General features: G+C 72.7%; 19 protein-coding genes and 1 pseudogene. 9 read left to right on the top strand and 11 right to left on the bottom strand.

The window, feature by feature from the left end:
* Nucleotides 1-177 precede the first annotated feature (177 nt).
* Both ACIP5M_RS27510 and ACIP5M_RS27505 read left to right on the top strand, forming a co-directional pair.
* Nucleotides 178-2202 (top strand): FAD-dependent oxidoreductase, encoded by a 2025-nt coding sequence (locus ACIP5M_RS27510; protein ID WP_401201700.1) that lies wholly within the window; start codon nucleotides 178-180, stop codon nucleotides 2200-2202.
* 59 nt (nucleotides 2203-2261) lie between these two features.
* Nucleotides 2262-2675 carry a PaaI family thioesterase gene (locus ACIP5M_RS27505; protein ID WP_401201698.1) on the top strand — a complete coding sequence of 138 codons (414 nt, stop codon included), beginning with the start codon at nucleotides 2262-2264 and terminating at the stop codon, nucleotides 2673-2675.
* Nucleotides 2676-2678: 3 nt separating this feature from the next.
* Here the strand turns inward: ACIP5M_RS27505 and ACIP5M_RS27500 are convergent, their stop codons facing one another.
* On the bottom strand, nucleotides 2679-4052 hold the full coding sequence (locus tag ACIP5M_RS27500) for a sensor histidine kinase (protein WP_401201762.1): 1374 nt from the start codon (nucleotides 4050-4052) through the stop codon (nucleotides 2679-2681).
* Nucleotides 4053-4110: 58 nt separating this feature from the next.
* Nucleotides 4111-4788 carry a response regulator transcription factor gene (locus tag ACIP5M_RS27495; RefSeq protein WP_401201697.1) on the bottom strand — a complete coding sequence of 226 codons (678 nt, stop codon included), beginning with the start codon at nucleotides 4786-4788 and terminating at the stop codon, nucleotides 4111-4113.
* Between the two features lie 135 nt (nucleotides 4789-4923).
* Here ACIP5M_RS27495 and ACIP5M_RS27490 point away from each other — a divergent pair, with 135 nt between their 5' ends.
* From ACIP5M_RS27490 to ACIP5M_RS27475, 4 genes are all read left to right on the top strand, one after another.
* Entirely contained in the window at nucleotides 4924-5562 is a 639-nt protein-coding gene (locus ACIP5M_RS27490; RefSeq protein WP_401201695.1) for a hypothetical protein, read from the top strand.
* A gap of 72 nt (nucleotides 5563-5634) precedes the next feature.
* Nucleotides 5635-7017, top strand: a complete 1383-nt coding sequence (locus tag ACIP5M_RS27485) for an MFS transporter (protein ID WP_401201694.1) — start codon at nucleotides 5635-5637, stop codon at nucleotides 7015-7017.
* Between the two features lie 45 nt (nucleotides 7018-7062).
* Entirely contained in the window at nucleotides 7063-7641 is a 579-nt protein-coding gene (locus ACIP5M_RS27480) for a TetR/AcrR family transcriptional regulator (RefSeq protein ID WP_401201693.1), read from the top strand.
* Between the two features lie 29 nt (nucleotides 7642-7670).
* Nucleotides 7671-8285: a DUF4865 family protein gene (locus tag ACIP5M_RS27475; protein WP_401201692.1), complete on the top strand. Its 615-nt coding sequence runs from the start codon at nucleotides 7671-7673 to the stop codon at nucleotides 8283-8285.
* Between the two features lie 33 nt (nucleotides 8286-8318).
* Here ACIP5M_RS27475 and ACIP5M_RS27470 read toward each other — a convergent pair whose 3' ends face one another.
* The 6 genes from ACIP5M_RS27470 to ACIP5M_RS27445 all read right to left on the bottom strand — a co-directional run bounded on the left by ACIP5M_RS27470 (nucleotide 8319) and on the right by ACIP5M_RS27445 (nucleotide 15526).
* Nucleotides 8319-9899 carry an alpha/beta hydrolase gene (locus ACIP5M_RS27470; protein WP_401201690.1) on the bottom strand — a complete coding sequence of 527 codons (1581 nt, stop codon included), beginning with the start codon at nucleotides 9897-9899 and terminating at the stop codon, nucleotides 8319-8321.
* Nucleotides 9900-10104: 205 nt separating this feature from the next.
* Nucleotides 10105-11259 (bottom strand): oxygenase MpaB family protein, encoded by a 1155-nt coding sequence (locus ACIP5M_RS27465; protein ID WP_401201689.1) that lies wholly within the window; start codon nucleotides 11257-11259, stop codon nucleotides 10105-10107.
* Nucleotides 11260-11431: 172 nt separating this feature from the next.
* Complete coding sequence (locus ACIP5M_RS27460) at nucleotides 11432-11899, bottom strand: hypothetical protein (protein ID WP_401201688.1); 468 nt, start codon at nucleotides 11897-11899, stop codon at nucleotides 11432-11434.
* Nucleotides 11900-12092: 193 nt separating this feature from the next.
* Nucleotides 12093-13085 (bottom strand): SCO0930 family lipoprotein, encoded by a 993-nt coding sequence (locus tag ACIP5M_RS27455; protein ID WP_401201686.1) that lies wholly within the window; start codon nucleotides 13083-13085, stop codon nucleotides 12093-12095.
* A 159-nt stretch (nucleotides 13086-13244) separates the two neighbouring features.
* Complete coding sequence (locus ACIP5M_RS27450; RefSeq protein WP_401201684.1) at nucleotides 13245-14693, bottom strand: NADH-ubiquinone oxidoreductase-F iron-sulfur binding region domain-containing protein; 1449 nt, start codon at nucleotides 14691-14693, stop codon at nucleotides 13245-13247.
* A complete protein-coding gene (locus ACIP5M_RS27445) occupies nucleotides 14690-15526 on the bottom strand; it encodes a hypothetical protein (protein WP_401201682.1) in 837 nt (278 codons plus the stop codon). Before ACIP5M_RS27445 ends, ACIP5M_RS27450 begins: the two co-directional genes overlap by 4 nt.
* A 634-nt stretch (nucleotides 15527-16160) precedes the next feature.
* On the opposite strand from ACIP5M_RS27445, the gene ACIP5M_RS27440 reads away from it, so the two are divergent.
* On the top strand, nucleotides 16161-17276 hold the full coding sequence (locus tag ACIP5M_RS27440; protein ID WP_401201681.1) for a PucR family transcriptional regulator: 1116 nt from the start codon (nucleotides 16161-16163) through the stop codon (nucleotides 17274-17276).
* A 201-nt stretch (nucleotides 17277-17477) separates the two neighbouring features.
* Here the strand turns inward: ACIP5M_RS27440 and ACIP5M_RS27435 are convergent, their stop codons facing one another.
* The 3 genes from ACIP5M_RS27435 to ACIP5M_RS27425 form a co-directional block, all read right to left on the bottom strand.
* Entirely contained in the window at nucleotides 17478-18839 is a 1362-nt protein-coding gene (locus ACIP5M_RS27435; RefSeq protein WP_401201679.1) for a DUF1996 domain-containing protein, read from the bottom strand.
* 14 nt (nucleotides 18840-18853) lie between these two features.
* The gene (locus ACIP5M_RS27430) at nucleotides 18854-19573 is read right to left on the bottom strand and encodes a DUF4142 domain-containing protein (RefSeq protein ID WP_401201677.1); all 720 of its coding nucleotides are present in this window, start codon (nucleotides 19571-19573) and stop codon (nucleotides 18854-18856) included.
* A gap of 188 nt (nucleotides 19574-19761) precedes the next feature.
* Complete coding sequence (locus ACIP5M_RS27425; protein ID WP_401201676.1) at nucleotides 19762-20151, bottom strand: hypothetical protein; 390 nt, start codon at nucleotides 20149-20151, stop codon at nucleotides 19762-19764.
* Between the two features lie 180 nt (nucleotides 20152-20331).
* Here ACIP5M_RS27425 and ACIP5M_RS27420 point away from each other — a divergent pair.
* A pseudogene (locus tag ACIP5M_RS27420) lies at nucleotides 20332-21954 on the top strand (AMP-binding protein); the annotation flags it as partial.
* A 9-nt stretch (nucleotides 21955-21963) separates the two neighbouring features.
* Nucleotides 21964-22377, top strand: coding sequence for an acyl-CoA thioesterase (locus ACIP5M_RS27415; RefSeq protein WP_401201761.1), 414 nt, complete (start codon nucleotides 21964-21966; stop codon nucleotides 22375-22377).
* Nucleotides 22378-22465: the final 88 nt, after the last annotated feature.

The following is a 22465-nucleotide window of genomic DNA, read 5'->3' as shown; positions in this document are numbered from 1 at the left end:
CGAGGAAGGCGGAGACGGCCTTCAGGGGCGTGAACTCCGCCACAAGGAGGGGGGGCCCGGGCGGCCGAGCCCGGTAATCCCGGGCGGGCGGGCCCGCACGCGGTTTTGCACTTAGTTGCAAAAGAGGTCCCCGCTCGCTAGAACAGGTTCATCACCCCCGCGCGAGGAGGCGCCCCCATGAGTTCCCAGAGCCGGTACCCGCACCTGCTGAGCCCCCTGGACCTCGGCTTCACCACCCTGCCGAACCGCGTGATCATGGGCTCGATGCACACCGGCCTCGAAGAGCACGAGGGCGGCTTCGAGCGCCTCGCCGCCTTCTACGCCGAGCGCGCCCGCGGTGGCGCCGGCCTCATCGTCACCGGCGGCATCGCCCCCAACGACGCCGGCCGCCCCTTCGAGGGCGGATCCCGCCTCACCACCGAGGACGAGGCCGCCGAGCACCGGGTGATCACCGACGCCGTGCACGCCGAGGGCGGGAAGATCGCGATGCAGATCCTCCACTTCGGCCGCTACGCCTACCACAAGGACCTGGTCGCCCCCAGCGCCCTCCAGGCCCCCATCAGCCCGTTCGTCCCGAACGAGCTGACCGACGTCGAGGTCGAGCGGACGGTGGAGGACTTCGTCCGGGCCGCGCGCCTCGCACAGTCGGCCGGCTACGACGGCGTCGAGATCATGGGCTCCGAGGGCTACCTGATCAACGAGTTCATCGCCGCCGCCACCAACAAGCGCACCGACCGCTGGGGCGGCGCGTACGAGAACCGCGTTCGCTTCCCGCTGGAGATCGTCCGCCGCACCCGCGCGGCCGTCGGCGAGGACTTCATCCTCATCTACCGCCTCTCCATGCTCGACCTGATCCCCGGCGGCTCCACCCTCGACGAGGTCGTCCACCTCGCCAAGGAGATCGAGGCGGCCGGCGCCACCATCATCAACACCGGCATTGGCTGGCACGAGGCCCGCATCCCCACCATCGCCACCTCCGTCCCGCGCGGCGCCTACACCTGGGTCACCAAGCGGCTGATGGGCGCCGTGAGCGTCCCCCTCGTCACCAGCAACCGCATCAACACCCCCGAGATCGCCGAGGAACTGCTCGCCGACGGTCGCGCCGACCTGGTGTCGCTTGCCCGCCCCTTCCTCGCCGACGCCGATTTCGTCGCCAAGGCCGCCGCCGGCCGCTCCGAGACCATCAACACCTGCATCGGCTGCAACCAGGCCTGCCTCGACCACACCTTCAGCGGCAAGATCACCAGCTGCCTGGTCAACCCGCGCGCCTGCCACGAGACCGAACTCGTCCTGGCCCCGACCCGGTTGAAGAAGCGCGTCGCCGTCGTCGGCGCCGGACCGGCCGGTCTCGCCTGCGCCGTCTCCGCCGCCGGCCGCGGCCACGCCGTCACCCTCTTCGAGGCCTCCGGGCACATCGGCGGCCAGCTCGACATCGCCCGCCGCATCCCGGGCAAGGAGGAGTTCGAGGAGACCATCCGCTACTTCGGCACCCAGCTCACGCAGAGCGGGGTGGAGGTCCGCCTGAACACCCGCGCCGACGTGGAGAGCCTGCGCGGCTACGACGAGGTCGTCGTCGCCACCGGAGTCACCCCCCGCACCCCCGACATCGAGGGCGTGGACCACCCCAACGTCGTCAGCTACCTCGACGTACTGCGCGACGGAGCGCCCGTCGGCGAGCGCGTCGCCGTCGTCGGCGCCGGCGGCATCGGCTTCGACGTCGCCGAGTACCTCACCGACAGCGGCGAGGGAGCCTCCCAGGACCCCGAGGTCTACTTCCGCCACTGGGGCGTCGACACCGCCTACACCGGCCCGGGCGGCCTCGCCAAGCCGGAGCGGCCCGCGCCGCCGCGCCAGGTCCACCTGCTCCAGCGCAAGGCCACCAAGGTCGGCGCCAACCTCGGCACCACCACCGGCTGGATCCACCGCGCCGAGCTCAAGCACCGCGGGGTCGTCTCCGTCGCGGGGGCCGCGTACGACCGCATCGACGACGAGGGCCTGCACATCACCGTCGGCGACGAGCAGCGCCTCGTACCGGCCGACACCGTCGTGCTGTGCACCGGCCAGGAGCCGCGCCGCGACCTGTACGAGGCGCTGCGCGCGGCGGGCGTGGAGGCCCACCTCATCGGGGGCGCCGACGTGGCCGCCGAGCTCGACGCCAAGCGGGCCATCCGCCAGGGCACGGAGCTGGCCGCCACCCTCTGAAGCCCGGCCGTAGGCCGGAAGGGATTGTGGCGGTCCGGCCGGACCGCCACAATCGCCCGGTGACGTTCTCATCCGCAGAAGCAGACAAGATCCTCGCCGACCACTTCGCCCCCTGGGTGCTCGCCCTCGGCCTGTCCGTCCAGGAGACCGGCGAACGGCACGCCGTCCTGCGCCTGCCCTGGTCGGACAGCCTCGCCCGGGACGGCGGCGGCCTCTCGGGCCAGGCCCTGATGGCGGCCGCCGACACCGCGACCGTCATCGCGATCTCCGCCGCGCGCGGGGCCTACGGCCCGATGACGACCGTCCAGCAGTCGACGAGCTTCCAGCGGCCCGTGGTCGGCGCGGACGTGCTGATCCACGTACGGGTCACCAAGCTCGGCAAGCGGATGGCCTTCGCCGACGTGACGATGACCCCCGAGGGCGCGCAGGAGCCGGCCGCGACGGCCTCGACCGTCTACGCCCTGCTCGGCTGACCCTCAGGAGGTGCCCGGCCGCGCGGCCGGCAGCCGGACCACGAGCCGGGCCCCGCGCGGGGCGTCTTCGGCGGTGAGGGTGCCGCCGTGGTGGGCGGTCAGGTCCCGGGCGATGGCCAGGCCGAGGCCGGCTCCGCCGTGGTCGCGGCTGCGAGCGTCGTCGAGCCGGGTGAAGCGCTCGAAGACCCGCTCCCGGTCGCCGGCCGGAATGCCCGGTCCGTCGTCGGCCACCTCCAGCACGGCGGTCCGTACGGACGGTCCGCCGGTGCTGTGCAAAACGACGTCCACCCGCCGGACGGCGAACCGCTGGGCGTTGTCGAGCAGGTTGGTGACCACCCGGGCCAGCCACAGTTCGCTGCCCTCCACCTCGATGCCCGCCTCCAGCGAGGTGCGTACCGCAACGCGGTCCCCGTGCCGTGCCTCCACGGCCTCGCGGACCACCGCGCCCAGGTCCAGCCGGACCGGCACCACGGGCTGGGCGGCGTCGATGCGGGCGAGCAGCAGGAGGTCGGAGGAGAGCCGCTGGAGCCGCTCGATGTCCTCGAGCGCGCCGCTGATCAGCTCCGGCCACAGCTCGGGGTCCCGGACGGCCAGGGCCACCTCCAACTGGGTGCGCAGCACCGTGATGGGGCTGCGCAGTTCGTGGGAGGCGTCGGCGATGAACTGGCGCTGGCGGTTCCCGGCGGACTCCAGCCGGTCCAGGGTGGCGTTCATCGTCTGCGCCAGGCGGGCGACCTCGTCGTGCGTGGGCGGCACGGGGACCCGGCGGTGCAGGTCCCGGTCGGTGATCTCGGCGACCTCGGCGCGGATCGCCTCGACCGGCCCGAGCGCCCGGCCCGTGACCCGCCAGGTGACGAGCGCGACGGTGGCCAGGAGCAGGGGGCCGCCGACGGCGAGGGCGGCCGCGGTGGTGTCGTCGGCCGCGTCCACATCGCGCAGCGAGGTCCCCACGAAGACGGTGACCATGCCCTGCGGGGTCTCCGTGGTGACCTGGGCGACCCGCTGGCGGTGACCGCCGCCGAGCGGACCGGGATTCCAGGTGTGGAAGGCCCTGCCGGGCCGGAGCGGTTTGACGGGGACGAGCGAGAGTTCACCGGCCAGATTCGGGGAGGCGCGCAGCACCCGGCCGCGGGCGTTCACCACCTGGACGAAGTCGATGCCGTGGAGGGGCGGCCGCATCGCGTCGAGGTCTCCGGAGGCCGCCAGCCGGGCCACCGTCTCGGCCTGCTGCACGGCGTCGCGCTCGGCATTGCGGAGCAGATGGGCCTCCAGCAGTCCGAGGAGGGCGAACGAGGCCAGGGTCAGGGCCGCGGCGACCACCACGACGGCGCCCACGGTGGCCCGGGCGCGGACGGTCACGGGCCACAGGCGGCGCAGCGGCGACCACCCCGGGAGGCGCCGCAGGTGCCGGAACGGGCGGAGGGGAAGCGCGGGCTCAGCCACCGTCGACCGCCAGCCGGTAGCCGGCACCGCGCACGGTCTCCAGAGCCGCACGGCCGAACGGCGCGTCGATCTTGCGGCGTACGGCGCTGATGTGGACCTCGACCACGTTGGGATCTCCGGCGAAGGCGACGTCCCACACCTGCTCCAGGATCTCCCTCTTGGGCACGACCTCGCCGGGGCGCCGGGCCAGGCACTCCAGGACCGCGAACTCACGGGCCGTCAGCCGTATCTCCGTACCGCCGCGGGAACAGCTGTGCCGGGCCGGGTCCAGCACCAGGTCGCCGAAGCGCATGGACTGCGGGCCGCGGCGGCCCGTACGCCGGGCCAGCGCGCGCAGCCGGGCGACGAGCACGAGGTAGGAGAAGGGCTTGGAGAGGAAGTCGTCGGCGCCCGTGTCCAGCGCCTCCGCCTCGTCGTACTCGCCGTCCTTCGCGGTGAGCATCAGGATCCCCGACTCGTTGCCGGCGGCGCGCAGGCGCGCGCAGACCCGGTAGCCGTTGAGGCCGGGCAGCATGATGTCGAGCACGATCAGGTCGTAGTCGTGCTCGGTGGCCATCCACAGCCCCTGCGGCCCGTCGTGGGCCACGTCCACCGAGAAGCCCTCCGATTGGAGCCCCCGCTGCAGGGCCACCGCCAGCCGCCGTTCGTCCTCCACCACCAGTACGCGCATGCCGACCAGGGTCTCAGGCCCGGCCCGCGCCCGGCTGAAGAGGTCTTCAGGCGGCTTCAGGTGGGCTTCAGGATCCGCGCGGCATGCTCAGCGACGAACCGGGTGCCGTGCCTGGTGGGGTATGAGGAGTCCGGTATGTCTGAGTCTTTGCCGCCGTCCGCGCAGCCGTCGCCGCCGTCAGGGCAGCCCGAAGGCGCCCCGGGGGGCGGCGCGCGCACGCGCGTGGACCTGGGGCGCCTGGTGCCCCGGCGCAAGGGTGCCCGCTGGGCGGCGCTGGGTGCGGCGGCCGTGGTGATCGCCGGCGGTACCGCGGTCGCGGTCGCGGTGGCGGTGGACGGGCACCACGACGGGAGAGCGGTCGCGGGTTCCCGGTTCGCCTGGTCGGAGTCCGGCCACGGGGGCGGCGGCGACGGGCACGGCGCCCGGAAGTTCGGCCTGAAGGACTTGAAGGACTTGAAGGACTTGCAGGGCTTGAGGGAGGCGGGGGAGGCGGGTCCGAAACCGCGCGACGGTGTGCGGGGCCCCGGCGGCCCGGTGAAGAACCGCCCCGCGCCCGCGCCCCTGCCCTCGCTCCCCATCGGCCAGGCGGCCGAGAAGGCGGCCGCGGCGGTGGACGGCGGCAAGGTCGAGGGCATCCGGGTGGTCGCCCAGGACGGCGGTGGCAGCGCCTGGCTGGCCGTGGTGCTCGGACCGGACGGGGTCCGCCACAAGGTCACGGTGTCCGGCACGGACGGAACCGTGACCGGCAACACCCCCGTCACCGCGGGCCGGTAACCTCACGGGCCGCCGCCGCAGCCCCTGGAAAGGCGGGTGACAGGACGGGCTCTGCTCTCCTACCGTCCCGGTGTGGACCTCCGTGCTGGGAAAGGGAGTTGGAGCATCACATCGAAACCCGCACCCGACGGGGAGCGGAGCCCGCTCCGGCGGAACAAGGACTTCACCGTGTTCTGGCTTGGCCAGGCGCTGTCCGTCCTCGGCGGCTCCGTCTCGCTGATCGCGCTCCCGCTGCTGGTCCTCGAAGCCACCGGCTCGGTCGTGCAACTGGGCCTGGTCACCGTCGTTTCCGGATCCACCGCCATCGGCACGGGGCTGTTCGCCGGACACGTGGTGGACCGGGTGGACCGCCGCCGGCTCATGATCGTCTGCGATCTGGCGCGGGCGGCGCTGCTGGGCGCCGTGCCCGTCGTGTGGTGGGCCGGCGGACCGCGGATCTGGCTGCTGTACGCGCTGACCGCACTGGTCACCGTACTGAAGACGCTCTTCGACGTGGCCTACGTGACGGCCGTGCCGGCCCTGGTGCGTACGGAGGACCTCACCGCCGCCAACGGACGGCTGATGGGCACCTTCGCCATCGGGACCCTCCTGGGGCCCGTCGCGGCCGGGTCCATCACGACAGCCGTGGGACCGGACTGGGCCCTTGGCGTGGACGGGGCGACCTTCCTCGTCTCCGCCGCAAGCCTGGGGTGGGTCAGGTTCCGGTGGACCGCCGACGACGGTGCGGACCGGGCGCGGGCGCGGGCCGGGGAACCGGCGGGGGTGCTGCGGGACGTGTTCGTGGTCGGCTTCCGCTTCCTGTGGACGCATCCGCTGCTGCGCCCCCTGACGGTACTGCTCACCCTGCTGACCTTCGTCACCATGGGCGCCGTCGACCTGCTGATCTACCACGTCCGAAGCGACCTCGACCGGGACGCCGCCACCGTCGGCTACGTGATCGCCGTCAGCGGGACCGGCGTGGTCGCCGCCGCCCTCGGTGCCGCGGGGCTGCGCCGGATCCTCGGCTTCGGACCCTGCTGGCTGGCCTCCGTCGGGTTGATCGCCGTCGCGGTGGCCGGGACGGGCGTCAGCCGCAGTGTGCCGGTGATCGCCGTGTTCGCCGCCGTGTTCATGTTCGGGATGACCCTGGGCGGGGTGTCCAGCATGACCTTGCGCCAGGAAGTGACCCCCGGCCACCTGCTCGGCCGGGTCACCTCCGCCTTCTGGACGGTGCACAACGCCGCGGGCCCGGTCGGCGCGGCCGTGCTCACGATGCTGGCCGACCGCCACGGGGTCCCCGCCGTCAGTGTGGCCGGCGGGGCGCTGTGCCTGCTGATCCTCGGCGGCGGACTGCTGACGCCCCTGCGCACCGCCGGCCCGACGGTCACGGCCACGACCAGGGCCGCGTCCGAGCCGGAGGCAGGGCATGAGCCGGATGCGGCGAGGTGTGACCCGGAGGGGCGGCCGGGATCCTGACGGACCTGACGATCTTCTGTACCTACTGGTATGTACACTACCGGCATGAGCACGTCGGAACGCCTCATCGAGAGCACGCGCGCACTGCTGTGGGAACGCGGCTACGTCGCCACCAGCCCCAAGGCCATCCAGCAGCGGGCAGGTGTCGGCCAGGGCAGCATGTACCACCACTTCGCCGGCAAGCCGGAACTGGCGCTCGCCGCGATCGAGCGCACGGCCGCGGAGCTGCGCGCCAAGGCGGAGGCGCAGTTCGCCGCCCCCGGTACGGCGCCCGAACGGATCAGCGCATACCTGCGGCGCGAACGCGACGTCCTCAAGGGATGCCCCGTCGGCCGGCTCACCCAGGACCCCGACGTCATGGCGGACCCCGCCCTGCGCTGCCCCGTCGAGGAGACCTTCACCTGGCTCCGCGAGCGGCTCTCGGGAGTCCTGGCCGAGGGGCGCGAGCGCGGCGAACTCGCCCCCGCGCTCGACCCGGACGCCACCGCCGCGGCCGTCGTCGCGGTGCTGCAGGGCGGATACGTCCTGGCCCGCGCCGACGGCTCCGCCGAGGTGTTCGGCCGGGCCGTCGACGGCCTCCTCGGGCTGCTCGCCGCGCACACGACGCCGACGGCCCGTCCCTGACCCACTCCCACCGGAAGGCAACCGCTCCCGTGTACGCCAGTCAGTACGAGATCGACCTCCCCGCCGACTACGACATGGGGATCATCCGTGAGCGCGTCGCCGCGTACGGCCACCTCCTCGACGACCGGGAGGGGCTCGGACTGAAGGCGTACCTCGTCCGCGAACGCGGAGTCGACGGCTCGCCCGTGAACGAGTACGCGCCCTTCTACCTCTGGAACGACATCGGCGCGATGGGCCGGTTCCTCGTCGGCGGCGCCGGATTCCAGGGCATCATCCGCGATTTCGGCCGCCCGCCCGTCCGGCACTGGACCGGGCTGGCCGCCCTGGCCGGGCCCGCCCGCAGCGCCGCCCCGGCGGCCGCGACCCGCCGCCTCACCGCGCTGCCGGGCGGCCCCGGCCCGGATCCCGTCGGCCTGGAACTGGCCGGGCGGATCGAACGCGAGACCGCCGCGTTGGAGGAGCTCGCACGGCGGGACGGCGTGCACACCGCCGCCCTCGCCGTCGACCCCCGGGACTGGCAACTGCTCAGGTTCGTCCTGTGGGCGGACGCCGCCCCGCAGGACGAGGACGCCACCGAGCGGTACCAGGTGCTCCACCTGTCCGCGCCCGGCCTGGCCGACCTGCCGAACGGCCTCCACCCGTAGGCCAGTTGGCCCCGCCGGCGCGGGACGGAGCGGTCAGAAGCGGTTCGGTCCGGCCGGGAAGGGCAGCGGACGCGACGGCGACGGCGACAGCGACTCTCGCCGCTCCGTACCGCCCGCCGGGTTCTGACAGGTCACGTCCTCGGCGGGCAGTCGGCCCGTCGTCAGGTACGTGTTCACCGGGGCGTTGGCGCAGGAGTTCGGGTCGGCGAGGTACACGCCGTGGCCCTCACCGCCGGCCGCCAGCACCATCCGCGAGCCCTTGAGCGCCCGGTGCAGGCCCTGACCGCTGGTGAGCGGGGTCTGCGAGTCCCACTCGTTCTGGACGGTCAGCACGTTCGCCCGCGTCCTCATCGGCGTGGCCGCCTCGACCGGCCGCTGCCAGAAGGCACAGGGCTTGATGTTGGACGCGAAGTCCCCGTACAGCGGGTACCTGACCTTGTCCTTCGCCGCGTCCCGCTCGTACTGCTCGGTGTAGCGGGGCCACGTGCCCGTGTCCCCGCAGACCACGGCCCAGAACACCGCCGTGCCGTTGTCCGAGGCGGGCTCGGCGGCCGGGGCGCCGGAGAGCTGCTTCTTGGCCCGCTCCACGGCCGGGCCCGCGGGCAGCGGCTTGCCCTCGGCCGCCGCCTTGATGGCCGCCACCATCGGGGACGCCTGTGCCGGGTAGAAGAACACCGCCCGCGCGGCGCGGATGTCGTCGCCCGTCACCTTCTGCCCGTCGAGGTCGATCGGGTCCCGGTCGGCCCGCGCCACCAGCCCCCAGAACGTGTCGGACACGGCCTTCGGGGTGTCGCCCAGCCCGTACTCGCCCGACCGCTCCGCCGCCCACCGCGTCCACCGCGCGTAGGCGGGCTCGGCCTCCGTGGCCCAGACCTGGAGCATGCCGCGCCAGATCCGCTGCGGGTCCACGCCGCTGTCGAGCACGAAGCGGTCGGTGCGCTCCGGGAACATCTGTGAGTACACCGCCCCCAGGTAGGTCCCGTACGAGTAGCCCAGGTACGAGAGCTTGCGCTCGCCCAGCACCGTACGGATCGTGTCCATGTCCCGCGCCGTGTTGCGCGTGGTGATGTACGGCAGCACCGAGCCGGCCTTCTCGCGGCACTTGTCGGCGACCGTACGCGCCCACGCCACGTCGGACGGGAAGCTCTCCGGGCGGTAGGGCCGGTCGATGGCCTGCTCGGTGTCGTTCAGCCCGCAGGTGATCGGGGTGCTCGCACCGACGCCGCGCGGGTCGAAGCCGATGAGGTCGTACTGCTCCCGTACGTCCTTCGGCATCAACTCGTTCATCATCAGCGGCAGATCGAGCCCCGATCCGCCCGGACCGCCGGGGTTGAGGAGCATGGCGCCGTGCCGCTTGGCGGGGTTCTCGCTCTTCATCCGGGATATGGCGAGGTCGATCGTGGTCCCTTGCGGACGGCGGTAGTCGAGCGGGACCTTGAGCGTCGCGCACTCGTACGCGGCCGGCTGGTCGGGGCTGCAGCGGTGCCAGGCGGGCTTCTGCCGCAGGTGGTCCGCCGCCGGAGCGGCGGAGACCTGGGTGGCGGTCAGCAGGGGCACGGTGGTGGCGATGAGGCCGGCGGCGGCGAGCAGCGGTGCGGAGCGTTTCAGGCGCACGGGTGGTTCCCTTCGGTGAAGTCGCTTACCCGCCCACCTTGTTGTACGCGGCGGCGGGGCGAATCATCCCGAAGGTCGGGCCTTGTGCGTCTCACGAATGAGCCGATATCCGGACAACTGGCCGACACGCCGTCGGGCGCGCCGGCGCGTGCAGGTACCTCCCGCACGCGCCGGCAGGCCTCACGGCCGCAGGGCCGTGCCCGGCTCAGCGGTTGTCGTGGAGTTCCTGGTGCATCTGGGGCTGGTCGTCCTTGTCGTGGGTCAGGGCGTACTTCTCGATCTCGTTGAACGACTTGGACGCGATGCCGACGGCCTTCTCGTAGGGGTTGACGCCGACGGTGTTCTTCGCGGCACCTCCGAGAAGGCCGCTGCCCAGACCGCTGACGGCCTTGTGGCCCTCGGCGAGCGGCTTGGCGGCGAAGTCGATGGGGCTCCTGGGCACGCCGGCCATGTCGGCGTACTTGTCGGTCAGCCCCACCCGGGTCACCGCGATGTAGGCGTCACTGACACCGGGCTTCAGCAGGTCACGGTAGAACTTGATGGCCTGGGCGGTCATGAAGACCCCGTCGTCGGTCTTCTTCCACTCCTTGTCCCGCTCCTGGTTCCACATCCGCTCCACCTCGTCGGCGTCCTTGGGCAGCAGCCACTTCTCGGGCGTGCCCAGGTAGTGGCTGACGTAGTGCCAGGCACACATGAAACCGTGCCGGTCGTCCTTGGACACCTCGATGCCCAGGTGCTCCATCGCTTGGAGGATCTGCGTGGAGAAGACACAGGCCGCGCCGGTGGTGTACTTCTGCGAGACCGGCTCGCCCCACTTCGCGTAGTCCCACTCGCCGCTCTTCTTGTGCAGCTGGCGGACCGAGGCGTGGACGAGGCGCACCTTGGTGACATTCGCCTTGAGGGTGCCGTCACGCATGGCGCCCTTCTTGCCCATGTCGACGAACAGCCGCGAGGACTGCGACAGGCGCCTCCCCGGTCCTTCGACCCCGCCGAGACGGCCGGTGGAACGCAGCGTGAACGCGCCGGTCGGGGAGAGATAGGTGCCGATCAGGCCGACCGTGCCCTGCAGCATGGACGCTTCGCCGTGGTGGTGGTCGAAGAAGCCCTCCGCGGCCTTGACGTCCGCATCGGACCAGTCCGGGGGTTCCGCCGTGGCGCTCTTGAGGAACTCCGCCAGCCGTGGCGGCAGCTGGGAGAGGTCCTGGTCGGGGCCCAGGGTGTTGATGGTGCGGAACAGGGCGTTGACCCCGTCGATCTCCTTGTTGTCGATGAGGTCCGAGACCAGCTGGTCCGCCTCGGGATCACCGACCTTGCTGGCGGCCTCGATCTCTTGCGCGATGTTCTGGGCGGTCAACGCCACAACGGCTCTCCGTTCCTCGTGGGTGGGGTGCCCGTCGGCCGCCCCCGACCGGAGGCCCCGGCCGCAACGCGACCGCCGGGCGGGCACCATGCTCGCGGCCCCGCCCACGCACCACAGCCCCCGCGGGAGAAGGGAACGTTTCCCCGTCACCCGAACGGAATATCCATGGGTGTCACACCCGCGGGGTCGGCGAAGGCGGCTGGAGCGGGTGACCGGCGTGGCCGCCGTGGCCCGTGTGTTCCGTGGACGCCGCCTCCAGCGAGCCGCCCAGGACGGCGCGGAGGGTGGTCAGCGCTTCGGGGGGCCGGGCGGTGACGACCCAGCGGTCACCGACCAGGTAGCTGCCGCCGTACGTGCGGGCCTCGGCGAGCCAGGAGCGCCGGCCCTCGGCGGCGGCGAAGGTGACCATGCGGAAGGCGCCCTGCCCGGTCTCACACCCGGCCTGCCGCAACTCATCGGCCTCGACGCTCACTTCGGCGGTGCAGCCGACGGCGGCGGCGATCTCCTCGATCGACACCGAGGGGGTCCGCATCGCCGCCGCGTGTCCGGTGGCGCATCCGCCGCTGAGCAGGGCGGCCGCGCACACGGCGACGACGGGAAGGGTCCGGCGGGCGGGGCGGTCGGGCGACGACCGTGGCATGGCAGTCCTCACGGGATGGAAGGGGTGGTGGGGCCGTGGTGCCCGGTGGGGAGAGTCCGGGCACCACGGGTCTGCGGGGGCCGGTGGCCAGGTGTCGATGGCCATGGCCAGGGGCCGGTCGGCCGGTCGGTCGGCCGGTCGGCCGGTCGGTGGGTCGGTGGGTCGGTGGGGCGGTGGGGCGGTCGGAGACGACCTAGCCGACCGCCTTCGCCTTCTTTCCCTTGTCGGTGACGGCGAACCAAAGGCCCTGCTTGTTGTGCCCGTTGATATCGCCGGGCTCCTTGTCGCCGGTGAACGTGTAGACCGGCCAGCAGTCGATCGTCAATTGCTCCGAACCGTCGGGACGCTTCACGGTCCCGACCAATTCGGCGGAAATTCCCGACACCTTTTCCCGGTCGACGGGCTGTGCGGGCTTCCACGTGTCCAGACAGGCGTCGAGGCAGCCGAATTTCATCGGCCAGGCACTGTCCTTGTCGAATCGGTAGAGCGTCCGGCCCGCCGCGTCCGCGAGGATTCCGCCGAGCTGCGCGTTCTGCCGGACGGAGAGTCCGACACCCTTCTCCGCCTCCTGCGCCGGCTTCCCGGCCGCGGCCGCCGGCTTTCCGTCGGCGCCCAGCACGTGCCAGGTTCCGCCGACGCCCTCGCCCAGGGCGTCACCCGCCTTGACGTCCTTCGCGTAGCGGTAGACGGGCCAGCCCGCGAGGGTCAGCTGCCGGGTGCCGTCGGCCCGCGCGACCGATCCGAGCAGGCCCGCGTCGATCCCCGCGCCCGCCGTGGCGTCATCCGCCGCCACCACGGGCCAGGCCGCGGCGCAGTCCCCCTCGCAGTTGGACTTCGGGGGCTTGGCGGTGTCCTTGTCGAACCGGTAGAGGGTGAAGCCCGCCCCGTCGGTGACCGCGCCGCCCAGGCCCGGCAGCTCCGCGACCTTCAGCTGCCCGGCCGGAACGCTCTTCCCGGCTTCGCCCTCCGTGGCCGTGCCCGGGTCGCTTCCGTACCCCGAACCCGCCCCGGCATCCGCGTCCGAGCCGTACGCCGAACCGTACCCCGAGCCGAGTTTCTTGCTGTCGCTCACCGGCTGGACCGCATTGCTCTTTCCCGGAGATTCGCCGCCGAGCCCGCAGCCGGCTGTCAGCAGCAGGGCCGTGACCGTCGACCCGGCGAATATCCCTCGGTGAATTCTCTTCATGATCTCTCTCCTTCGGATTCGGTCCCGCGGTGTTCTGCCCTCGGTTATTCATACGGTCCCGGGGAGAGCGGAAGTTCACATCCCTCGGAATTTGTCAGATCGCGACAGGAATGAACTCGCGTGCGGTTCGCAGCCGTGCACCGGCCCGTCCGGCCCGGCTCATTCCTGGATCCGCAGCGCGAGGGCCGGACAGCGCCGGATCGCGCGCAGCGCCTTCGGCCGCAGCCGCCCCGGCACCGGCATGGAGGCCTGGGCCGGATAGCCGTCCGCGTCGAGCCGTACGACGTCGGGAAGGATGTCCACGCACAGCCCGTGCCCCTTGCACAGGGTCCAGTCCACCACCAGCCGCTCCGGACTCTCGTCGCGCGGCAGCGGCAGCGCCCCCAGCACCCGCCGGCCGCATCCGCTGCCGAGGGCATGGTCGTGGAACTCGTCGGGGAAGGCGGCCAGGGCGGAGGCCACGAAGTGCGAGGTGCCGTCAGGATGGCTGCACGCACCGCGGCCCCGCACCGCCCCCAGCCGCGCCTCCACCGCCTCCAGGGCCGCCCGGCCGCCGCCCCGGACGGCGTCCTCCAGTACGTCGGCCAGCGCGGGCAGCCCACGTACGCAGGGCCCGCACTGGCCGGCCGACTCCTTCGCCATCCACCGGGTCACCCGCGCCACCTCGCCCGCCGGGCAGGTGTCCTCGGGCAGCGGCAGCACCGCCCCGGCTCCCAGCACCGCGCCGAGGGAAGCCAGGTACTGCCGGGACACCAGCGCCGAACGCGCGGACCCGGCGTCCAGCCACCGGCCGTGGTAGCCGCCGACCAGCACGCCCTGGCCGGGATCGGTGCCGCACAGCTCCAGCACGTAAGCCAGCGGAGCCCCGGCCGGCGTCTCGACGACGGTGGACCCGGCGACGGTCAGCAGCACGGTGCCCGGCTCGTCCGGCAGACCGGTCGTGCGGAACTCCCGGGCCCCCAGCCGCGCGGCGACGGCGAGCTGGGCATAGGTCTCGGTGTTCGACAGCAGGGTCGGCACGCCTCCCAGGCCCCGCTCGCTGGTGCGCACCTTCTGCCCGGACGGCAGCGCCGCCCCGCCGTTCAGTCCGCCGACGAGCGCGGTGCCCTCGCCGGTCACGAAGCGCTCGGGGAGTCTCGTCACGCGCACCCGGCGGCCCGCCGGACCGCGCTCGGCCACGGCGTCCCGCACCGACTGCTCCACGTCCGCCCGCGTGACGGCCACCACCACCTCCTCGGCGGAGAGCGCGGCCGCGGCCAGCAGGGCCCCGTCGAGCACCAGATGCGGTACGTGCAGCAGCAGCGCCGTGTCCTTGAGGCAACTCGGCTCTCCCTCACTGCCGTTGACGATGACGGCGGTCGGGGCGTCCCGCCCCCGCGCGGAGCGGGTGACGGCCCGCAGCTTCCGTGCGAAGGGGAAGCCGGCTCCGCCGCGGCCCCGCAGGTCGATGTCGTCCGCGAGGCCGACGAGTTCGTCCGGGCGGTACCGGGGCAGCGTGCCGTGCTCGGCGAGATGGGCTGCGCGGTCGAGCCGGGGGGCCCGGTCGAGCCCGGCCAGCAGTCTGGGGGCGCCCACGCAGCCGAGGCCGGGGCGCGGTTCGCCGGTCACATCCACCGCTCTCGGGCTGCCGGCTGCCGTTCGGAGCCGCCGGGCGCGTACGCGGCGGCGTACGGGGGGCGCTCCGGCCGGGGCGGCGGTACCGGCCGTACGGACACGGTCCTGCGCGGACCGGTGGCCGGCCGCGGCCGCGGCCGCATCGGCGGCGCCGGAGCCGGGCGCGAACTCCCTTCGCGCATGCGGGACTTGAGACGGAGCGCGAGCACGATGGCGACGCCGATCAGGCAGAGCGCGTAGCCCGCGGTCACCCACGCGCCGCCCGGGCGGCCCGCCTTGAGGCCGTGCACCAGCGAAGCGCCCCACGCCGGATAGGCACCGAAGTGCAGGGCCCGCCACCACAGGGAGCGGCTCTTGGTGGCGAACACGCTGCGCACCGCGCCGGAGACGGCCACGGACACGAAGAGGTATCCGGCGAGTGTCCCGAGTCCGATGAGGACCGGTTGCCCGCCGTCCGTGAACGGCACGACGGCCGCGGCCGCGGTGGTCCGCTGCTCCGCGACCTTGACCCAGATGTGCAGGGCGAGGAAGCCCAGCCCCGCCACGGCCAGGCCCCGGTGCACGCCTTGGGCGAGCAGCCGGTGGCCGGGGCCGAGCAGCACCCGGTCGGTGGCCACCAGCCCCCACAGGACGGTGGCGGTGAGCGAGACGAGCGAGAGGACACCCGCTCCGAAGTCGAGGAAGTCCCACACGTGGGTCAGGGCGCCCGCGCGGGCGGCCACGATGACGGAGGCGAGGGCCGCGGCGGCGACCGGAGCCGCCGGCGCGGGAAGACTCCTGCGGCGGGCCCGGTGCGAGCGCGGTATGTGCAGCTGGGGCAGGGGCATCCAGATCTCCTGTGCGCCTGGGTGCCGAGCATTCCAGCGGGCGCTCGGCACCCGGGGGTCGTTGACGGTCGTGCCCGGCAGCGCTGTGAAATTCCTGCGCCGGCCGAGGAACTTGGGGCCGGAGTGCAGCAGCATCGTGGAGCTGCACGGCCCGTCCACAGGATTTATCGAAACGTGATAATTTCTCGCACCGCGTCTCCGGCGCATCGAACAACCCCGGAAGATTCCCCTCCAGTAGAGGTTGCGACAGGCCACGGCGCTGCCCGCGGCCTACGCGTCACCGACGGCAAAAACACGGCAAAACCGCGGGACCGCAGGGGGTCGGTCCCCTCAAGGAGGTAGTACGAGGGTCACAACGCTCTTGTCGAACAAGGCAGTTGGCGAGAGAAGCGCCCTCGGCAGGCCTGTCGCTCCCGCACCGGGCAGGCCTCACCCCGGCACGAACGAGGAAACGATGTGCGAACTTCTGAACCGCATCTGGTCCCGCCCACGCGGAGAGTGGACCCGCGTCCTGCGAAGGGAACTCCCCGCGCTGGCCGCCGAGATAGTGGAGGAGCTTCTGCATGGAATTCCGGGATTTTCCGCGCTTATCGATGACAACGATGCCATCGATGACGAATTGCTCGGACAGTGGGTGGAAGAGGCCCTTCTCGCCGCTCTCGGCTACCGCGACGGCCCAGCAGAACGGGACGTACGCGGCGGCCACCCGGACACACAACAGGAGGAACACCTGCCCTCCCACACAGCACGGACACCGCAGGCACCACGAGGCCCGCAGGGCCTGCGCGGCCCGCAGGGGCGACAGGGCCCGCCGGCCTTGAAGGCGCTGCCGGCGCCCCCGGAGCCGGAGGCCGAGGCGGGGGCCGGGGCAGCGGCCGAGGCCAGGACCGAGGTCAGGGCCGAGGCCAGGGCCGAGGGCACGGACCCGGCCGTCGACCACGGCAGCCGGGCGCGCCAGGACCTCTTCAAGGCCCTCACCGACGACCGGGCCGCATCCGAGATCTCCCTGACCGAACTGACCGAACTGGCCGGGGCGGCCGGCTGGCCCCTCCCGGCAGCCGTACGGGCCATCGCACCGGCCACGCCCGGCGAGACCCACCAGCTGGCGACCGTACTGGACGACTCCCTCACCGGCGTGTTCGGCGGCCGGCCCGTCCTGCTGGTGCCGAGCCCCGACCACGACACCAGGGCCGCGCTCGAACTCCCCCTGCGCGGCCGGCTCGCGGCGGTCGGCCACGCCGTCCCGCTGCGGGACACCGCGTCCTCGCTGCGCTGGGCGCTGCGCCTGCTCGCGCTGACGCCCGCCCGCCCGGGCGGCCTGGACGCCCGCGCCGTCTTCGTCGACGACCACCTCTCCACCCTGCTCCTGCTCCAGGACGAGCCGCTGGCCCACGCGTTGGCCGCCCGGTGGCTGCGGCCACTGGCGGACCTGACCCCGCGCCAGAGCGAACGGCTGGAGGTGACCCTGCTGGCCTGGCTCGAGGGCGGCGGCGCCCCCGAGGCGGCCAAGGCCCTGAGTGTGCATCCGCAGACGGTCCGCTACCGCATGCGGCAGCTCGAGAAGCTCTTCGGACCCGGACTGCGGGACCCCCGTACCCGGTTCGAGCTCGAGATGGCCCTGCGCAGCCGCCGGCTGATGGCCCAGGTCAGGCGTCAGCACTCGCGGGTGGGCCGCAGGACGGCCCGCGTCGTCACCGCGGACTTCACCCCCCTGGTCGTCGGACGGATGGCACGCGTCAACGGCCTGTGACCCACCACCCACCACCACACGGCCGTCGGCCCGGCCCCGTCACCACGGGGCCGGGCCGGTTTCGTTTGGAATGAAAAGCCGTGCGGTGGTGGCCCGAAGCCGTCTTCGGGCCACCACCTGTCCCGGGCGGGCGCGTCGGGTGGGGGAGGGGTGCGCCAGGCCCGGGAGTCCGGGGCCGGGGTCCGTACGGCCGGGTGGGTGTCAGCGGCAGGTGCGCCCGCCGTTGATGCAGTCGACGGCGGTGGCCATCAGCCCCTTCGACATGACGTTGATGAAGTCGTCGTGGTCGGTCACCGGTTTGTGCAGTTGCTCCGGGAAGCTGTCGACGGCGAACCGGGCGCCCGGTGCGATGCCGTAGGTGATCCGCTGCACCAGCTGCGGGACGGCGGTGAAACCCTTCGGGCAGCGGCCGCCGCGGTCCGGGAAGGCCATGTGCGTACGGTGGTTGGCGCTGTCGGTGTTCCGGCCGTCCCAGCAGCTCTGGAAGGTGAAGGTGCGCACCACGTCACTGCCCTTGGGGCAGATCGGGTACTTGTCCTTCAGCTGGCGGTCCTCGAAGCCGGTGCAGCTCCACGAGGCGTTGGCGTTCGCCGTGCCGTTGGTGAAGGACTTGGCGTCGCCGGTGATGATGCGCAGGAAACGGGGCATCGCCGTGACCTTGCCGACGGGGCTGCCCTTGAAGGTGATGGTGACCTGCTTGGGCCGCAGGATCGTGCCGACGTTCGCGTCCAGGCCGCCGCCGGGCGCCTTGGCGTCCTTCTCCGTCTTGCCGTCGCGCAGCCGGACCACGGGCCAGTAGTAGCTGGACTGGTCGCCGTTGCCGCAGGTGGTGCCGGCCTTGGCGAGGCTGTCGTTGGTGGAGAAGGCGTCGGTGGACTCGTTGCCGACGTAGTCGTGCATGTGGTGGGCGCCGTTGGAGACGCCGGGCGCGACGATCACGTTGTCGGGGTTGGAGTGGCCGTTCTCGTTGCGGCCGCACCGGGAGCTGAAGGAGCCGGTGGAGGCCCCGGCGGCCGGCGCGGGGGTGCGTACGTTCGGCCGGACCTTGGTGATGGAGACGAAATCGCTCCGCGCCGGACCGGCCTTGCCGCCGATGGCGCGGGCGGCTTCCGGATCGGCCGCGGCGGCGTCGTCCTGCGCGGACGCCTGTTTCATCCGGCATCCGGCGAGGGACTTGAGCTCCTCGGGCCGGTCCGCGGACCGGGCTATCGCGTCGGACATGCGGGTGATGGTCTTCTCGCGCTGCCCCTGGAGTCCGCCGAGGAGGGCGTCCTCGCGCGCCTCGCCGCCGGCGAGCCGCCGGTAGGCCTCTGCGACCTGCACGTCGAGCTCGGCCAGGCTCTCGTCGACCTCGGAGCGGGCCTGGTCGGGTACGGCGGTGAGGCGGTCGCCCACGTCGGGACAGTCGATGGTGGCCGTCACCTGAGCCGTACGGTCCTGCTCCTGGCCCGCGTTGGCGTTGCCCGCGATGACGGCGACCCCGCCGCCGCCCAGGACCAGGGCGGCGACCGTGGCCAGCAGCCGCTTCGACAACCGGGGGCGTTTATGGCCCTTTTCACTCATGCGATCACTTCACTTCACTTCGTCGGTCGGACGGGGGAGGGGGGAGGGGGTGAAGCAGGGGCGGGGGTCGTGTCGGCGAGCGCGTCGAAGTCGACCAGCCCGCTGTCCTCCAGGACCGTGATGTGGTCCAGGACGGTGGTGTTGGCGGAGGTGGCCAGGGCCCGGACCATGGAGTTCTTCGTCTGCGCCCGCACTTGGGCGAGCAGCGCGAACACCTTTCCGTGCGCCCGGCGCAGCAGCTGGACGAACAGCCGCTCGTACTCGTCGCCCTTGGCCCGGGTCAACTGGCTGAGCCAGTCCTGCTGTTGCTCGGAAGGCTGGTTGGGCAGGTCGATGCCGAGGGCCTGGCCGACCTGGATGACCTGCCGGTCCAGTTCGGTGTGGCCCTCGACGAGGTGCTCCCCGGCGGTACGGATCGCGGGGCGCGTGCCGCGCTGCTGGGCCTGCCGGCCGGCGGGCAGCTCCCACAGGCCGGCGAGCCGTACCTTGCGGACGAAGTCGCGGTCCGCCGGGGTGAGCGGCCCGTACGCCGTGCTCAGGATCCCGGCGCCGTCGTCCTCGGCCGCCGGCCGCCCCGCCGCGGCGGCGGCCGCGGTCCGGGCGCCGAACTTGTCCACCGGGATCAGCAGGGCGATCAGCGTGACGGCCAGGGCGGTGATGACGAAGCCGCTTCCGATCGTGTATCTCGTGGCCACCGACAGGCTGTTGATGGACCTCCGCCGGACTGACAGCACAGTGCCTCCTTGCTCCGTGGGCCGGGAGGGGGGCGGGGCAGGGGGGCCGCACGCGCCGTGCGGGGCACACCCGCGTTCCCGGGGTGTCACGGGACGCTAGTGCCCCTGGTGGTGCCGTCGCGGGAGGGCCATCACTATTGGATAAACATCCGGGCGACCACTCGAAAGGCTGATATCTTGCCGCCCCCTTACGCGCGGGGCGCAGCCGGCCGTCCGGCCAGTGCGGTCAGGGCGGACCGAAGGGCCGCGGCCGTCTCGTCCGCCCCGGGGTCGCTGACGGAGATGCGGTCGTACGGAGACGGCGGCCGCAGCTCGACCCGGACCACCCGCAGGTCGCGGGCCCGGATGGCGACGAAGTCCTGACCCGTGACGTGCCGCCAGGTCCCCACGCACCGCACGGAGGGTACGAGCGTGCCCCGGATCCGCCTGCCGCGCAGCGGGCGCCACCAGTCCGTCACGACGGCGACGTCCGCCACGGCGGCCAGGGGGACGCGCGGCCCCTTACGGCGGGCCGCCACCTTCTCCCACCAGGACAGATGCACGACGAGCTGGTCGCCGTCGACGTACAGCCGCGCCATGCCGGCCTCCAGGAGCTGGGCGGAAACAGTGCCGTCTCATGACGATATGCCCTGATTCCACGGCCGAAGCCGCGTAACACGCTGTTAACAGAATCGGATATCGCGAATCATTGACGGTCGGCAGATTAGCGAGATACTTGCTCCACTCCCCCCGCTGCCCCGAGATTGAGGTGCCGCCCCATGGAGCTCTCCCTGTCCGCCCATGTCGACACGTTCTGCCGTGATCGGCTCCCGCCCTTCTCCCTCTGGCCCGAACTGCACTTCGACCTGCCGGAGTTGCAGTACCCGGACCGGCTCAACTGCGCCGCGCGGATCCTCGACGACACCGTCCGCCGCTGGGGCGCCGACCGCCTCTGTCTGCTGACTCCCACGGACCGGTGGACCTACGGTGACCTGCTGGAACGTGCCAACCAGGTTGCTCAGGTGCTCACCGAGGACTTCGGTCTGGTCCCCGGCAACCGGGTGCTGCTGCGCGGCCCCAACAACCCGTGGCTGGTGGCCGCCTGGTTCGGCGTCCTGAAGGCCGGCGGTGTCGCCGTCACCACCATGCCGCTGCTGCGTGCCGGCGAACTCGCGCAGCTGGGCGGGATCAGCCGGCCGGCCGTCGCCGTGTGCGACCACCGCCACCTCGGCGAGCTCACCGCCGCCGGCCTGCCCGGCCCGGTCCTGGCCTACGGAGGCCCGGGCGAGGACGACCTCGTCGCGCGGTGCGCCACCAAGGACGGCCGGTTCGCCACCGTCCCCACCGCGGCGGACGACGTCGCCCTGATCGCCTTCACCTCGGGCACGACCGGCAGGCCGAAGGCGACCCTGCACTTCCACCGGGACGTCCTCGCCAACGCCGACACCTTCTCCCGCCACGTCCTGCGCCCCCGCCCGGACGACGTCTTCACCGGGACCCCGCCCCTCGCCTTCACCTTCGGGCTCGGCGGACTCGTGGTCTTCCCCCTGTACGCGGGAGCCGCCACGCTGCTGATCGAGCAGGCGGCCCCGCGTCAGCTGGCCGACCTCGTGGCGGAGCACGGAGTCACCGTGCTCTTCACGGCGCCCACCGCCTACCGGGCGATCATGGCGGCCGGCCTGGTGCACCGGCTGGCCGGTCTGCGCCGCTGCGTGTCTGCCGGAGAGGCGCTGCCCGCGGCCGTGTGGCAGGAGTTCCACGACGCCACCGGCCTGGGCATCATCGACGGCATCGGCGCCACCGAGATGCTCCACGTGTTCATCTCGGCCTCCGACGGCGACATACGCCCCGGCGCCACGGGCAGACCCGTCCCCGGCTACCGGGCCCGCGTCGTCGACGAACGCGGCGAGCCCGTGCCGGACGGGCAGCCCGGACTCCTCGCCGTCACCGGACCCACGGGCTGCCGGTACATGGAGGACCCGCGCCAGGCCTCGTACGTGAGGAACGGCTGGAACATCACCGGCGACACCTACATCCGGGACGCCGACGGGTACTTCTGGTACGTGGCCCGGAGCGACGACATGATCGTCTCCTCCGGGTACAACATCGCCGGCCCCGAAGTGGAGAAGGCGCTCGCCACCCACCCCTACGTCGAGGAATGCGGCGTCGTCGGGGCCCCGGACGACGAGCGCGGCATGGTCGTCAAGGCGTACGTGATCCTGCGCCCGGGTGTCGCGTCCGACGGGGCGACGGTCAAGGAACTCCAGGACCACGTGAAGCGGACCGTCGCGCCCTACAAGTACCCGCGCGCCGTCGAGTTCGTCGCCGACCTCCCGCGCACGAGCAACGGCAAGCTCCGGCGCGCCGAGCTGCGCAGACGCGCCCAGGCCTCCGCCCCCGCCCCGGGGAACCTGCCCAGTGTCGTCATCGAACGGCGCGTCGAATGGCCCGACACGGATGCGGCCGGCCACTACCACCACTCCACCGTGGTGCGCTGGGTCGAGGCGGCCGAGGCCGTCCTGCTGCGGCGACTGGGTCTGGCCCATCTCTTCGGGAGCACCCCCCGCGTCCGCTTCGAGGCGGACTACCGGGCCCGGCTGTGGTTCGGCGAGACCGTCCGTACCGAACTGGCGGTCGTGAAGGTCGGAACCAGTTCCCTGCACTACGCCTTCACCGTCCGCGGCGAGGGGGAGGAGCCGGCCGCCTCCGGGCGCATGGTCATCGCCCACTCGGCCGCGCGCGCGACGGGATCCACGGCCTGGCCCGATGACGTGCGGGAGGTCCTCACCAAGGCCGGCCCGCAGGCACCCGAGCAGTTCGCGTGACCCGGGGCGAGGGGCCACCCCAGCGGATATGCCGCATGATTGACGGTCGCCAAATATGCAGCATAGTCTGCTGTCCGGAACCACGAGG

Origin of the sequence: Streptomyces sp. NPDC088762 (assembly GCF_044750905.1) — a bacterium.
Taxonomy (GTDB): Bacteria; Actinomycetota; Actinomycetes; order Streptomycetales; family Streptomycetaceae; genus Streptomyces.
The sequence above is the reverse complement of the archived record's forward strand: the minus strand, read 5'-3'. Positions and strand labels throughout refer to the sequence as shown.